At 47.8% G+C, this 15,410-nt stretch carries 13 protein-coding genes; 7 read left to right on the plus strand and 6 right to left on the minus strand.

What is annotated here, in order from left to right:
• Positions 1-7: 7 nt before the first annotated feature.
• Positions 8-298, minus strand: coding sequence for an Asp-tRNA(Asn)/Glu-tRNA(Gln) amidotransferase subunit GatC (gene gatC, locus DDZ15_RS14845; protein ID WP_109647899.1), 291 nt, complete (start codon positions 296-298; stop codon positions 8-10).
• 162 nt (positions 299-460) lie between these two features.
• On the opposite strand from gatC, the gene DDZ15_RS14850 reads away from it, so the two are divergent.
• The gene (locus DDZ15_RS14850; protein WP_109647900.1) at positions 461-946 is read left to right on the plus strand and encodes a metallophosphoesterase; all 486 of its coding nucleotides are present in this window, start codon (positions 461-463) and stop codon (positions 944-946) included.
• Positions 947-1,034: 88 nt separating this feature from the next.
• Here DDZ15_RS14850 and DDZ15_RS14855 read toward each other — a convergent pair whose 3' ends face one another.
• From DDZ15_RS14855 to DDZ15_RS14875, 5 genes are all read right to left on the minus strand, one after another.
• Complete coding sequence (locus DDZ15_RS14855) at positions 1,035-2,045, minus strand: isocitrate/isopropylmalate dehydrogenase family protein (RefSeq protein ID WP_109647901.1); 1,011 nt, start codon at positions 2,043-2,045, stop codon at positions 1,035-1,037.
• A 57-nt stretch (positions 2,046-2,102) separates the two neighbouring features.
• A complete protein-coding gene (tsaD, locus tag DDZ15_RS14860) occupies positions 2,103-3,107 on the minus strand; it encodes a tRNA (adenosine(37)-N6)-threonylcarbamoyltransferase complex transferase subunit TsaD (protein WP_109647902.1) in 1,005 nt (334 codons plus the stop codon).
• A 115-nt stretch (positions 3,108-3,222) separates the two neighbouring features.
• A complete protein-coding gene (locus DDZ15_RS14865; RefSeq protein ID WP_109647903.1) occupies positions 3,223-4,710 on the minus strand; it encodes a DegQ family serine endoprotease in 1,488 nt (495 codons plus the stop codon).
• Positions 4,711-4,944: 234 nt separating this feature from the next.
• Positions 4,945-5,373: an Hsp20/alpha crystallin family protein gene (locus tag DDZ15_RS14870; RefSeq protein ID WP_109647904.1), complete on the minus strand. Its 429-nt coding sequence runs from the start codon at positions 5,371-5,373 to the stop codon at positions 4,945-4,947.
• A gap of 250 nt (positions 5,374-5,623) precedes the next feature.
• A complete protein-coding gene (locus DDZ15_RS14875; RefSeq protein ID WP_109647905.1) occupies positions 5,624-7,027 on the minus strand; it encodes a 3-deoxy-7-phosphoheptulonate synthase class II in 1,404 nt (467 codons plus the stop codon).
• Between the two features lie 222 nt (positions 7,028-7,249).
• On the opposite strand from DDZ15_RS14875, the gene uvrA reads away from it, so the two are divergent.
• The 6 genes from uvrA to DDZ15_RS14905 all read left to right on the plus strand — a co-directional run bounded on the left by uvrA (position 7,250) and on the right by DDZ15_RS14905 (position 15,400).
• Positions 7,250-10,096, plus strand: a complete 2,847-nt coding sequence (uvrA, locus tag DDZ15_RS14880) for an excinuclease ABC subunit UvrA (protein ID WP_109647906.1) — start codon at positions 7,250-7,252, stop codon at positions 10,094-10,096.
• Positions 10,097-10,167: 71 nt separating this feature from the next.
• Positions 10,168-10,734 (plus strand): hypothetical protein, encoded by a 567-nt coding sequence (locus tag DDZ15_RS14885; RefSeq protein ID WP_109647907.1) that lies wholly within the window; start codon positions 10,168-10,170, stop codon positions 10,732-10,734.
• Positions 10,735-10,913: 179 nt separating this feature from the next.
• Positions 10,914-12,719, plus strand: a complete 1,806-nt coding sequence (secD, locus tag DDZ15_RS14890) for a protein translocase subunit SecD (RefSeq protein WP_109647908.1) — start codon at positions 10,914-10,916, stop codon at positions 12,717-12,719.
• A 42-nt stretch (positions 12,720-12,761) separates the two neighbouring features.
• Positions 12,762-13,682 (plus strand): protein translocase subunit SecF, encoded by a 921-nt coding sequence (gene secF / locus DDZ15_RS14895; protein WP_109647909.1) that lies wholly within the window; start codon positions 12,762-12,764, stop codon positions 13,680-13,682.
• A gap of 35 nt (positions 13,683-13,717) precedes the next feature.
• On the plus strand, positions 13,718-14,059 hold the full coding sequence (locus DDZ15_RS14900) for an STAS domain-containing protein (protein ID WP_109647910.1): 342 nt from the start codon (positions 13,718-13,720) through the stop codon (positions 14,057-14,059).
• A gap of 66 nt (positions 14,060-14,125) precedes the next feature.
• A complete protein-coding gene (locus tag DDZ15_RS14905; RefSeq protein ID WP_109647911.1) occupies positions 14,126-15,400 on the plus strand; it encodes an adenylosuccinate synthase in 1,275 nt (424 codons plus the stop codon).
• Positions 15,401-15,410: the final 10 nt, after the last annotated feature.

The raw sequence follows: 15,410 nt of genomic DNA on the forward strand, positions 1-15,410 counted from the left end.
CGTACGCTTATTCAATCACTTTGGGTACACGGAAATAGTCGGAGTCGGCATCCGGGGCATTCCTGAGTGCATCTTCATGGCTGAGCGGTTCTTTGGCCACGTCTTTCCTGAATGATGTGGCTGTAATTTCCGTAACGTGATCCAATGGTTCCACATCCGTGGTATCCAGCTCATTCAGCGTCTCGATATAGCCCAGAATTTTGTTCATATCTTTCCGGAGCCCTTCCGCTTCCTCGTCACTTAGTTGCAGTCGTGCAAGGTTGGCTACATAGTAAACATCTTCTTTTGTGACCGACATATCTGTTTCTTCCTTTTAACTGTTCATTCCTGAAGGCCTTAAAGTAACAAATGTAGTCAAAACTTTTTGATATGAATTCTCTGCAACCTGCATATCCGCACTTTTGTATGATCAGCTTTTTTGTTTGTTTTAATAGAAATGCATCCATAAAAAATCAGTGCTATGCTTATTGGTATTTGTTCCGACTCACACGATCACGTTGACCATATTCAAAAGGCCGTTTCCGTTTTCAGGGAGAACAGTGTGGATCGGGTTATCCACGCGGGAGATTACTGCAGCCCGTTTACAATTTCACATTTTGCCGGCCTGCCTCTGCATGGAATCTTTGGCAATAATGATGGAGATAAATATCTGCTGGTAAAAAAGTTTGATGAAATCGGAGCGGAACTTCACGGTGACTTTTTCGCCTTTGAAACTGATAAGGTGAAAATAGCCGTTTATCATGGAACCTACCCCGAAATTACGCAAAGCCTGGAAACCTGCGGGAAATATGACGTTGTGATATCCGGCCACACACACCAGGCAAGGCTGGATACCGTTGAGAACACCCTCGTCATCAATCCGGGAAGCGTCAAAGGATTTGATGAGGATGCTATGGTAGCCCTGTTCGATACTGCTTCCAGGCAGGTACGTTTCACTGAGCTCTGAACCACGACTGACTGCAATTCATTGAGATCGGTGACCCCTTAAAAAAAAGTAGCGCTGCAACCCACTCTACTGTCGAACGCACGTTCAATTAGTCTCTCAGAAGTCTGCAGATTGCCTCTGTGTAAGTTGCTGTGGTCCCTTCTCCACCTACATCACGGGTGCAGCTGGACTTGTGTTCCTGCAGAACGGTGTAGACTGCTGACCGGATCTTCTCTGCAACCCTGCCCTCATTCAGATATTCGAGCATCATCAGGGATGAAAACAGAAGTGCCGTTGGGTTGGCGAGCCCTTTTCCGGCAATGTCGGGTGCTGAGCCGTGAACGGCCTCAAACATGGCCGCATCGTCCCCGATATTGGCTGCGCCCGTAACCCCAAGGCCACCAACCAGACCGGATGCAAGATCCGATAGAATATCACCAAAAAGGTTGGTGGTAACGATCACATCAAACCGCTGCGGACGCATCACCATCTGCATTGCCATATTATCCACGATCAGATCTTCAAATTCTATCTCCGGGTATTTAGCGGAAATCTCCTTCCCGATTGTCAGAAATAACCCTGTGGTAAGTTTCAGTATATTGGCTTTGTGGACCAGCGTTATCTTTTTACGTCCAAATTTCTTTGCATACTCAAATGCGGCGGTAATAATTTTTTCACTGGCTTCCCGGGTCACGACCGCGATACTTTCTGCGTGCTTCTCTTCATCATCAATCCAATGCTCTTTTCCGATATAGAGACCCTGTGTATTTTCACGGAACAAGACAAGATCCACGCCCCTGAACGGACTTTCAATATTTGGTAAAGAACGCGCCGGTCGAATATTGCTGTACAAATTGAATTTCTGCCTTAGCGCGACATTGATCGAACGAAATCCGGCTCCCACGGGAGTTGTCAGCGGCCCCTTGAGAACAATTCTGTGCTTTTCAATGGCATCCAGCGTTTCCTGAGGCAGCGGGTTTCCCAATTCTTTGTTTGCACTCTCACCGGCACTGCATCTCACCCAGTTCATTTCAGCACCGGCCGTTTCCAATATGGTTGTAACAGATTTTGTAATCTCCTTGCCGATTCCGTCTCCGGGAATCAATACAACGTTATGCATGATAGTGATTTATGATTTTTAGTAGTGAACATGCAATGTATGGAATTCAGCACTCCATTACACCTTCGCCGACTGCGTCTCAAGCCTGGCAAATGGCTTCATTGTGAGGTCGCCCACCATTCCTTTTCTAGCCATTATGGATCCTGTTATGGCGATCATGGCTGCATTATCCGTACAGTATTGAAGAGAGGGAATCATTAATTTGTAACCCGATCTTTCGGCAAGTATTCCGGTTTTTTTTCTTAGCATCGAATTTGCAGAAACCCCTCCGGCAAGCATCAGCTGCTTCGTTCCCGTTTTTTCGGCTGCCCTTTTCAGTTTTGCGGTCAGCACATCCGTTATTGCTGCCGAAACGCTTGCACAGATATGGTGACGGTTTTCAGCAATAAATGCTTCATCCTTCTCCTGCAGATAGTACAGCACGCTGGTCTTCAGTCCTGAAAAACTGAAATCCAGCCCCTTGCCCATCATAGAGCGTGGAAAATCATGAAAACCGGGATTCCCATCCTGCGCAAGTTTGTCCATTTCGGGGCCTGCCGGATATGGCAGCCCCAGAAGTTTACCGATTTTGTCGAAGGCTTCGCCTGCAGCATCATCTCGTGTTTCACCCAGCACATCATGTTTCAGGGGTTCTTTCACGTGCACCAGTCTCGTATGCCCACCGGATACGATCAGGCCCACAAACGGGTAACTCTCTTCGTGTTCAATGAAGTTGGCATACAGATGGGCATCGATATGATTAACTCCAATCAATGGGATGTTGTGCGCAATTGACAATCCCTTGGCAAAACTGAGTCCGACCAACAGCGAGCCCAGCAGGCCCGGGCCCCGGGTTACGGCAATGTAGTCAATATGGCGGAGTTCGGTACCTGCTTCGCTCAAAGCCTGTTCTACCGTGCTCCATATGGTTTTATGATGAGCACGTGAGGCGAGTTCAGGAACAACTCCACCAAACCGTTCGTGCACGGTCTGTGAAGCGATCACGTTGGATAGTATTTCACCGTCACTGTATACAGCCGCTGCCGTCTCATCGCACGATGATTCAATGCCTAAAATGTTCATCTTTTTAAGATACACAGAGTTTGTAAGCTTTTCTTACAGGCATTACATAGAAATAGAAAAGGCCTGCCCGAATCAACCGGCAGGCCTGACCTTAACCATTAACATATTTGAGTTTTTACAACTCAAATGCTACGAAAATATTCCTTCCCTGTCTGTTAACGCGCAACAGGGCCACTTCAGTGCCTTCATCCATCAATGCCTGAATTGCACCATAAAATTCCTGCGGTGATGTCACCTGTGTTCCGGCCACCTGCGAAATCACATCGCCCCTGCGCAGTCCCTGACCGTAGGCCTGACTGCCCTCGCTGATATCGGAAACAACCACACCGGACGTCTGAGAGTCCAGATTCAGCTGTCGCCGAATATTATCGGTCAGTTCATCCACTGCAAAACCCAGCTCTTCACGGAGATTCTCCATATCGTTGTTCTCCATTTCGGATACAATTTCTTCTGTTTCGAGTTCACCAAGTTCTACGGTCAATGTGCGGTTCTCTCCGTCACGGAAAACTTCAATCTCAACTTCCGTACCGGGCATTGTATTGGCAATTGCGATCCTGAAATCGAGAAAGTTTTGCACGATTTCGCCATTCAGTCGTACAACTACGTCTCCTTCCATGAGTCCCGATTCATCTGCGGGGCCTCCTTCAACAACATCGCCCACCACAAAACCGCGGGGTGTTTCCATACCCAATGCGCGGGCCATTGTTCTGTCCACTTCACCGCCAAGCGTAATGCCAAGATATCCTCGCGAAACACGCCCTTCGCTAATAAGTGCTTCCATAACATTGCGCGCCATATTTACCGGTATGGCAAACCCGATTCCCTGGCTGCCGCCGCTACGGCTTGCTATGGCTGTATTGATACCGATAAGCTCTCCATCCACATTAATCAAGGGGCCGCCTGAATTGCCCGGATTGATGGCTGCATCGGTCTGAATATAGTTTTCAAACTGATTCAGCCTGACCCCTGTACGTCCTTTGGCACTCACAATACCCATCGAAACCGTATTGGCAAACTGGGTCTGAAGCGGGCTTCCGATCGCGAGAACCATCTCACCCACTCGAAGTTCGTCGCTGTCTCCAAGCGGTATGGCCGTAAGGTCATCCATGGATATCTTCAGAACAGCAATATCACTTGCAGGATCCGCACCTACAATTTCTGCATCCAGCTCAGTTCCATCATATAACGATACCTGGATCTCCTCAGCTCCTTCAATCACGTGGTTGTTAGTCAGTATATATCCGTCATCGGATACAATCACGCCGGATCCGAGTCCCCTTCTCTGAAATTCACGCTCCTGATCAAAGCGGGGATCGTCGAAAAAGAGTGAAAAAGGCGATCGCTGGCGCTGGGTAACGGTCTGCGTTGTATTAATGGTCACAACGGTCGGGTTGGTACGGTCGGCCACGTCAACCAGCGCATTGTTAAAGTCCCGCAGAACGTTTGGACTCGCTTCAGATTTATCCAGTGTTCTGAATTCGGGAAGCTCCTGGCCTGATCCGGCTGAATCTGAGGTGAAACCCAGATCCGATCCGAAATTTATACCAATCAGAAAAAAAGCGACGGCTACAACTGCAATAATACTCTTGGTTAATCGATCCATGGAAATATTAAATGTGAGTGTTTTATTTAATTCGTCAGATTGAAAACTGTTCTTCGTTTACAATCAAAATGAGATACAGGCGGGATAATCCCTGTAGATTAACCTGTTTCAAACGTACAATATTGTATCGTTACATCTCAAAAAAATGCCGGAGGCGCATTTCACAGCAGCTCCGGCGCTAACTAACCTGCTCTCTTTAGGGGACTAAGTAGAACAGCTCTTTTAAACATATGGTTACTTGACCTTAATTTGTTTTTTCAGCTTCTCTTCACTTTTATCAATGGATATTTCCAAAATCCCATCTTTATAGGCTGCTGAGACGCTGTTGTCATCTACATTATCAGGTAGCTGAAAGGTTCGTGTAAAAGAACCGTAATGACTTTCAACTCTGTGATACTGTTTTCCTTCGTCTTCTGATTCAAATTTGCGTTCACCGCTGATTGTCAGACGGCCATTCTCAAGATTTACGTCGATGTCGTCTTTATTAACACCCGGCAGCGCAACATCAATCAGAAACTGTTTCTCATTTTCAGAAATATCAATTCTGGGAGAGAAACCTGCTTGACGCGTAGCAACCGCATCATTAAAGAATTCATCAATAATGTCGGAAAATCTCTTGCCGAACGGATCGGTTTGTGGTTGTGAATATCTAATGAGTGCCATAATCGGACCTCCATTTTTTGTTTCAATTGTTTGTTACTACATGTTGCAATTGAAGTGCCAAACGGATAATCAGGCGTTTTTTTGTCATACCTGACAAACTGTACTGCAGGTATTTCACTTCCTATAACGCAATACGACCCCCTGTCATTATGTGAAAGACAGACTGGCTTGTAAAAACTGCAAAAGTGGCGCTTGCAGTTTCCGGCGGAGGCTTATTGTAACATGCCGAAAGCAGGCATGCAGTTTAGAATCACGCTTGTCCGTAGCTTTTGTTCCACTCCTTCGCGACCAGAAAGGCCATTTCCAGGCTTTGTTCGTAATTGAGCCTGGGATCGCAATATGTTTCGTAGTTGATATCAAGGCCGGTCTCGTTTAGGCCGTTTGCACCGCCAACGCACTCGGTTACGTTATCACCCGTAAGTTCCAGGTGAACCCCGCCAAGGTAGCTTCCCTCCGATCGGTGAACGGCAAACGTTGTCCTGATCTCTTCCAGAATATTATTGAAGCTGCGCGTTTTCAGATTTTTCTCTGTGGAAAATGTATTGCCGTGCATCGGGTCGCAGCTCCAGACTACAGGATGTCCTTCCTGTTTGAGTGCGCGGATGAAAGTCGGCAGATGTTTATCCACGTAATCTGCGCCCATACGGGTTATGATCACAATTTTACCAGCTTCACGGCCTGGGTTTAGTTTTTCAATAACCTGCAGGGTCTCTTCAAGGTCAAAAGGCGGCCCGACCTTGATTCCGATTGGATTGCGTATGCCGCTCAGGTATTCGATATGTGCGCCATCGAGCTGCTTTGTACGATTTCCAAGCCAGACCATGTGTCCGCTCAGGTTGAACCAGCCTGTTTTTCTGGGCACCCGTTGCGTCTGCGCCGCATCGTAATATAGGTTCAATGCTTCATGAGACGTATAGAGATCAACTTTGTGAAGCGTGCTGAAACTGTTTGGCGTGATGGTCTCCATAAAATTGATCGCTTTATGGATGGAGTTCACCATTGCCTCGTACTCTTTGTAGTACTCGTTGTTTTTCATGAAATCGAGCTCCCACTGCTCGGGGTGCTGCAGATCGGCAAATCCTTCGTCCGACAGTGCCCGCAAAAAATTCAGCGTAAGCGCAGCTTTCTCATAGGCCGTAAGAAGGCGCTGCGGATCGGGTGTACGGGCTTCACGGGTCGCCTCAATACTGTTAATCAGATCCCCGCGGTAGTTGAGCATTTCCTCTCCGTTCACCGTTTCAAAGTCTCTGGACCTCGGTTTGGCGTATTGACCCGCAATGCGGCCTATTCTCACAACCGGCCTTCCCATTTCGTGCACAAGAATAAAGCTCATCTGAAGCATTACTTTGAGCATATTCACAATTTTGGGTGCCTTACAGGCATCAAAAGTTTCAGCACAGTCACCGCCCTGCAGCAAAAATGCCTTGCCTTCCGAGACGTTTGCAAGCTTCTCTTTCAGTGCTTCCACTTCCCAGGAAGTGATAAGAGGCGGCAGAGACCGGAGTTCATTGTATGCCTTTTGAAGCTCCTCTGTGTCTGGATAAGGAGGTAGCTGGCTGATCTCCTTTTTATTCCAGGATAACGGATGCCACCCTTCACTTTCGAACATCTCGGGTATCTGAATGGGGTTGGCGGTTTTGGACGGGGTACTCATTCCTAATTCTTACGTTATTGCTGCAGATAATTTGTTAAAAGAGTGCCAAGATACGGATCATTTGTGTTTTAAGATACCTTACTGAAGAAGCCACTTTATTAACGTGCGGCATCAAATGGGTAAACGATTCAGCTCCGGCAATCGTTTTTTACCCCACAGATAAGATGCCATTGCCCTAAAGCTTTTGTATTTTTGTTGGTTTAGCAATTTAATTACCGATTCTTGCATCAACACATCATTATACGCGGAGCACGCGAACACAATCTTAAAAATCTGGACATAGATATTCCCCGGGAACGGCTGGTCGTTTTCACCGGGCTTTCAGGTTCAGGTAAATCATCCCTGGCGTTCGACACCATCTACGCAGAGGGACAACGACGATTTATGGAGTCGCTATCTGCCTATGCACGGCAGTTTCTGGGAATGATGGAGAGGCCCGAAGTTGATTTTATCGACGGGCTCTCACCGGTGATCTCTATCGATCAGAAAACCACTAATCGAAACCCGCGCTCCACCGTAGGAACGGTGACCGAGATTTATGACTTTCTGAGACTTCTCTATGCCCGAATCGGTATTCCGTACTCCTATCTGTCCGGCAATAAAATGGAGAAACAGACCTCTGATCAAATTGTAGAGGCCATTCTGCAGCTTCCAAAAGGCACCAAAGCCTACTGCCTTGCACCGGTTGTCAGGGGCAGGAAAGGCCACTACCGTGAACTCTTTGATCAGATGCAAAAGCAGGGGTTTGTTAAGGCCCGCGTGGATGGCGAGATGCTCGACCTTGAGGGAGAGATAAAGCTCGACCGGTATAAAACCCACAATATTGAAGTTGTGGTCGACCGGTTTGTTATCTCGCCAAACAGTGAAAAACGCATTTCTGAAAGCGTCCACATGGCCCTGGAAATGGCTGATGGAAACCTGATTCTTGGAATTCAGGAAAAGGACGGCGGACTGAAGGATCAGGTATATTCAAAACACCTTTTTGATCCTGAAAGCGGCCTCTCCTATGAGGATCCCGCTCCGAATCTCTTCTCATTTAATTCACCGTACGGAGCCTGTAAAGCGTGTAACGGTCTTGGTTACAGATACGACGTGAGCCGTGAACTGGTTATACCCAATCCGGAGCAATCGATCAGTGACGGGGGTATCCGCTACCTGGGACAGCCGAGGGATATATTCATCTTCAAGCAAATTCGTGCGGTACTTGAGTCGGTTGATCATGATTTTGACATGCCACTGAAAAATTTCAGCGATGAAGCACTCGACTTATTGTTTGAGGGAGGCGGAGACAAGAAATTCAACGTCAGTTATGATTTCAAAAACAGCAACGTCACCTACAAGCATAAATTTTCCGGTCTGCGGTCGGTGATTCGCGAACAGTATGAGGAGAGCAAATCAAACAAACAGCGCGACAAGGCAAAAGCGTTTTTATCAAAAATAACCTGCCCCGAGTGCGGCGGCGGAAGGCTGAATCATGAAGCGTTATCCTATAAGATTGACGGATTCACCATTCAGGACCTGGTGCAGCGGGATATCCGGAACCTTCGGAAAACAATCGGCAACCTGAAACTGTCGGAGAGACAGCGCAAAATTGGCCAGCAGGTGCTCAAAGAGATTATCGACCGAATCGATTTTCTGTTGAATGTTGGCCTGAGCTATTTGTCGCTCGATCGCGAAGCACAAACGCTCTCGGGCGGTGAGGCTCAGCGGATACGTCTGGCTACCCAGATCGGTACGCAGCTCGTCGGGGTGCTCTATATCCTTGATGAGCCCAGTATCGGCCTTCACCAACGGGATAACATCAAACTGATCAAATCACTTGAAACCCTGCGTGATCTTGGAAACTCCGTTATTGTTGTAGAGCATGACCGGGAAACCATTGAACATGCGGATTATGTGGTGGATCTGGGTCCCGGGGCAGGAACGCATGGCGGTTACATCGTTACCAAAGGCACACCGGACGAACTCGACCCGGACTCCATGACGATGAAATTTCTGCGTGATGAGGAGTCTATTCCCCTTCCCGGGAAGCGGCGCAAGGGTTCCGGCAAAGAGATCCGCATTCATAACGCCAGGGGGCATAACCTGAAAGAAGTGGATCTTTCGGTACCCCTCGGAAAGTTTATTTGCGTTACAGGGGTTAGCGGCAGCGGAAAGAGTTCACTGATCAATCAAACGCTGGTTCCTATTCTTTCCAACGAATTTTACAATTCCAAATCAGTCCCCCTTCCCTATAAAACTGTAGAGGGCCTGAACCATGTTGACAAGGTGATCTCCATTGATCAGAGTCCGATAGGCCGTACACCGAGATCCAATCCGGGCACATACACCAAAGTCTTCGACCATATCAGGTCGCTTTTTGCAGAGTTGCCCGAATCCAAAATCAGGGGATACGATCAGGGCCGTTTTTCATTCAATGTAAAAGGCGGCCGGTGCGAAACCTGCAAGGGTGACGGTGTTCGTAAAATTGAAATGAATTTCCTGCCCGATATCTATGTGAACTGCGAAGTCTGCAACGGCAAACGGTACAATCGTGAGACCCTTGAAATTCATTATAAGGGCAAAAATATTTCGGACGTGCTTCAGATGCCTGTTAGCGAAGCCGTTGAATTTTTTGACTCCGTACCGGCAATCAAACGCAAACTGAAGACATTGAACTCCGTGGGCCTTGGTTATCTCACACTTGGCCAGTCGAGTACCACGCTGAGCGGCGGTGAAGCGCAGCGAATCAAGCTATCCAGGGAACTTTCCAAGATAGGCACCGGCGACACCATCTATATCATGGATGAGCCGACCACCGGTCTTCATTTTCAGGATGTTCGCATGCTGGTTGACGTGATTCAAAAGCTGGTAGAGAAAGGTAACACGGTGATTGTGATCGAGCATAACATGGATCTTATCAAAGCTGCCGACTGGATCATTGACCTTGGCCCCGAAGGCGGCGAAGGCGGCGGTGAAATTATCGCAGAGGGAACACCGGAAGAGGTTAGCCGCATTTCCGAAAGCCATACGGGCCGTTATCTGAATGAAGAACTCTCGCGCAGCAGGGAGAAAGCGGCTGCAGACTGATATGTGAAGGGTTTCAAAGCCTGCAAAATTAATTTGTCAACCGGCCTGTTACTGCATATTTTTCCGTTCTGATGTTTGATCGATTTCTACATATCTATCGTACGGCCGTAATCGGTTTTGTTATGGCCGGATTCCTGTCTCACCTTTTTCTCCCATTGTCGGGTCAGGCCAAAAAAACGTCCTTCACCCGCTGGCTCAGCCACAACGTTGTGGAGACGGGTGATGAGAATGAATCAAAGGTACGCGACAGCATCCGCAAGCTTCCCGATCAAACAGGTGATTTCTCGCTGCTGCTTAAAGAAGCGTCGCAGTTGATCGCCAGTCATAAAGAAGTTTTCCGGCTCTCCGCTCACAGCGGAAGCGAAACGGAACTTCCCTCTGATCAAAACCCGTCATGGCTGATTGAACAGTGGAATGATTATCACCATCAAAGCAGTCAGATGAACGGTTTCCTCAATGAGTCGGGGAAGATATTTTTAAAATGGCATGATTCGGGCAACGGGTGGAACAGCCTTTCGGGATTTAATATTCACCTTAATCATGAGTCAGAATCTGTAACTGCTATATCGCATGCCGGAGCAGAGCCTTCTTCTGCACCTTCTCCACTTGCTTTTGGAATCAGCATCAACGCTCCCTGATGGTTTCCTGATTCATTTTTTCTCCAGTTGTCGTGTGTCGTGAACATACATCTTTCAGTTCGCGCCCGGCAAACATTTTTAGAATAGCTAATACCAGATCTGGCTGCCCTCTTTTCGATTGGCGACAGATCTGCTGATTAAATATTAAAACTCTACCAACCAATCATTTTCATACAATCATGAAAAATCAAAATAACGGATTTAAAATCGGCTCTATCGTCGTTTTTCTGGGCCTGACCCTTTGGTACCTGTTCCCCACCATCCAATGGAGCCTGGAACAGCGTCACATGGAAAGCCTCACCGAAACCGAGCTGGTTCGCTACCAAAGCGATAACAATGAAAAACTGCAGAGTCTCAGAGAACGATCACTTAAGCTTGGACTGGATCTTCAGGGCGGCATGTACGTAACCCTTCAGATCGGAGAACCACAGCTGATTCTGGAACTGGCCGGTGATAACGCGGATGACGAGCTTGAGCAAATCATCAATGTGGCCGAAGAACAGGCTGTTCAGAACAACACTGACTTTGTGGATGAATTCGTCTCTGAATTTGAGGCCCGTAACCCTGACGGACTCCTCAGCAGATATTACCGTTCGGATGCGGAAAATATCACACGACGCTCAACCAACGAAGAGATTGCCACCTATCTCAGAACACAGCGCGATTCGGCTGTTACCCGGGCCATGGAGATTATCAGGTCAAGGGTTGACCGCTTTGGCGTATCCGAGCCTTCAATTGTACAGCAGGGTACAAACCGAATTATTGTAGAGCTGCCCGGCGTGGATGACGAAGAACGTGTAAGAGATCTTCTGAGAGGAACGGCGCGACTCGAATTCAGGATGGCGGCCGAACCGGATGAAATCAATGCTTCAAAACAGCAGATCTCGACCTATTTCCAGGAAAACCGCGAGGAGCTGGAAGAACAGGGTATGCAAAACCTGCTTGACATTTTCAGTTTCCAGGGTGTATCGCAATACTCCTTCGGTTACGCAGCGGAGACGGATACAGCTGCCGTAAATCGTTTGTTGTCGATGGAAGAGGTACAGCGACTGATTCCCAGAAATACGGTTTTGATGTGGGGAGCCCGGCCGTTTGCATTTGATAGCGGAACCGGACTCGTGGAACTGATTGCGGTCCGCAGCCAGATTGAGCTTACAGGCGATGTGATCACAGAGGCCCGCGTAGCGTTTGAGCCCACGACCAATGCCGCTGAGGTATCCATGACGATGAATTCGGAGGGTGCACGGCGCTGGTCGCGCATTACGGGGGCCAATATCGGCCGCCCTGTTGCCATCGTGCTCGACGGTTATGTAGAATCATACCCGACCGTGCAGAATCAGATCAATAACGGACGCTCATCCATTACCGGTATTGGCGGTGTGCAGGAGGCTGAGGATCTTGTAAACATCCTTCTCTCGGGTGCCCTTCCCGCCCCGCTCGATATTGTGGAAGAACGGACCGTGGGTGCTTCGCTCGGTGAAGCCTCCATTCAGGCCGGCCTTTATTCGGTCATTTTCGGGCTCAGTGTGGTAGCCATTTTTATGATTGTATACTATCGTGTTGGTGGCGCCATAGCCGATCTGGCTCTAATCCTGAATATTATCTTCATTCTGGGAATCCTGGCCGGCTTTCAGGCTACTCTCACCCTTCCTGGAATTGCAGGTATCGTACTTACCATTGGTATGGCCGTGGATGCGAACGTGCTGATATTCGACCGGATCCGCGAGGAGATGCGCGGCGGCAAGACACTCAGGGCCGCTATCGATAACGGGTACTCTAATGCAATGAGCGCCATTATTGACGCCAACGTGACCACCTTCTTTGTGGCTATCATTCTCTACAGTTTTGGTGTAGGACCGATCAAGGGCTTTGCAATTACGCTGATGGCCGGTATTGTGGCATCTCTCTTCAGTGCCATCGTAATCACCAGGGTGGTAGTTGACTATCTGACCCGTGAAAAAACCGCAGATGTCAGCTTCGGTTGATCCTCAAACAAACATTTTTACTTAAAAAAACAGGTATACATTATGAGATGGTTTGAAACACCCAGTTTTGACTTTATAAAATATCACAATATTGCATACTTCATTTCCGGAGCCCTGGTAATCGGGTCGATCGTTGCAATCCTTACAATGGGGCTGAACTACGGAATTGACTTCCGTGGCGGAAAAGAGTTTGTATTTCAGTTTGAAAGCCCGGTAAGCGTCACCGACATACGAAATGAACTTACAGAACCGCTGGGTTCCACACCGGAAATAAAGCTATTCGGATCTGAAAGCGAGATACTGATACGCACCGATGCAGAAGGTGACATCACCGAAGTAAGTGACATCATCATGAGCACTGTGACGGCCATGTATCCGGACAATCCCGTATCTATTCAAAAAACCGACCTTGTGGGGCCTCGTTTTGCTGATGATCTACGGCGGGGGGCTATAAATTCCATCTTCTTTGCCCTGGCGGTTGTCTTCATTTACATTTTCATACGCTTCAAGGGATGGTACTTTTCAGCCGGCGCGATTGCCGCCCTGGCCCACGACGTACTGATTGTATTGGGAATATTTACCGTTATGGGCGAAATCGCACCATTTAACGTAAGCATTGATCAGGCCATCATTGCGGCTTTCCTGACTATTGTCGGATATTCACTGAACGACACCGTGGTGGTATTTGACCGTATTCGCGAAAACTCCATAGTGTACAAGACGATGGAGTTTAAGGAAATGATCAATAAAAGCCTGAATGATACACTCAGCCGTACTGTGATCACATCTGTCACTACCTTGTTTGTAGTACTCGTGCTATTTATCTTTGGCGGTGAAGTGCTGAAAGGTTTTGCGTTTGCACTTGTTTTGGGTATCATTCTAGGTACATACAGTTCTCTTTTTGTGGCAAGTTCGCTCGTCGTTGAGCTTCAGAAACGAGCCATGAATAAAGCGAAGTCTTAATCTTCGTTCATCTAACTTTAAAAACAGCAAATACTATGAGCTTTAATGTTTCTGAGCGTTATAACTGTGTTGTCATAGAATTTAAAGGCAATGTGATGGGGGGGCCTGACGCCGTAAACCTGAATGAAAAACTTCATGAGCTTATTGAGGAAGACAAGAAAAATATCGTTGTCGACCTCGGGAAAGTAAAATTCATGAACTCTTCGGGTCTTGGCATGCTTATCGGCGGACTCACCACAATGCGCAAAGCGGGCGGTGATCTCAGAATTGCGAATGCTGCTGATAAAATTCAGAGTCTTCTGATGGTTACCAAGCTCATTACAGTGTTTAAGAATTTTAAATCTTTAGATGAAGCCATCGCTTCATTCGAAGAATAACATTGTTACACTTAATCTAAACGATGAACAGGGAGGTGTATCAGCACCTCCTTTTTTTTGGAATCTATGTCAGTACGTATCATAATTGGTGCCCAGTGGGGTGATGAGGGAAAAGGAAAAGTTGTTGATCTTCTGAGCAAGGAAGCCCATTACGTGGTCCGGTATCAGGGAGGGGCTAATGCAGGGCATACCCTGAAGTTTGATGATAAAACCATTGTGCTTCATCTTATCCCATCCGGAATGTTTAACGGCAACTCCAGGTGTGTGATCGGCAATGGCGTCGTTATAGATCCTGTTGCCCTGGTTGAGGAAATTGCAGAGGTCGAAAAACTGGATGTGGATCTGAAAGACCGGCTATTCATCAGCAGCTCAGCCCACGTTATCCTTCCTTATCATAAAATACTGGATCAGGTAAAAGAGAAGAGCAGGGGGAAAGACGCCATTGGCACGACTGGCCGGGGTATCGGGCCCGCCTATGTCAGCAAGGTGTCGCGTGTTGGAATAAGAATGGGCGACCTGTTGCACGAAGAACTCCTTCAGGAAAAAATCTCAAGAAACCTGAATGATATCAACAATGCCCTGGAGCACATCTATGGTGAAGATACACTCAAAACCTCCGAGATGATGGATGCCCTGCGTCCTGCCATGGTTCGTTTGAAATCCTTCATCTGCAACACAACCGATCTGCTTCACAGCGCCCTGAAGAAAGGTGAGTCGGTACTTCTGGAGGGAGCACAGGGCAGTCTGCTGGATGTAGACCACGGCACTTATCCTTATGTTACATCTTCGTCGCCCACAGCCGGCGGCGCCTGCACAGGAAGCGGCATACCACCGCTTGCCATCACCCACTCAACCGGCATCACAAAAGCATACTGCACGCGGGTTGGTAACGGGCCTTTCCCCACTGAGCTGAATGACAACTTCGGGGAAACACTACGCAGGAACGGACAGGAGTTTGGCGCCACAACAGGCAGGCCTCGCAGATGTGGATGGCTCGACCTTCCGGCTCTGCTATACGCGGTGCGACTCAACGGAATGAATGAACTTGCGCTTACCAAACTGGATGTTTTAGACGATTTTGAAACCATCAGGGTTTGTACTCATTACGAGCTGAATGGCAAAGAGACCACAGTGTTTCCACTTGATGCTGATATGGTTGATAAACTTAAACCGGTTTACAGAGATTTTGAAGGCTGGAAAAGTTCAACAAGAAATATTTCAGAATTCAAAGAGCTGCCCGAAAATGCACAAAAATATATCCGGTTTATAGAAGAGTACACGGGAGTTCGTTTTACGATCATCTCTACCGGTCCAAAACGGTCGGAAACCATTACCTGCTGAGGAGAGGTGT

This window comes from Rhodohalobacter mucosus (assembly GCF_003150675.1).
GTDB lineage: Bacteria > Bacteroidota > Rhodothermia > Balneolales > Balneolaceae > Rhodohalobacter > Rhodohalobacter mucosus.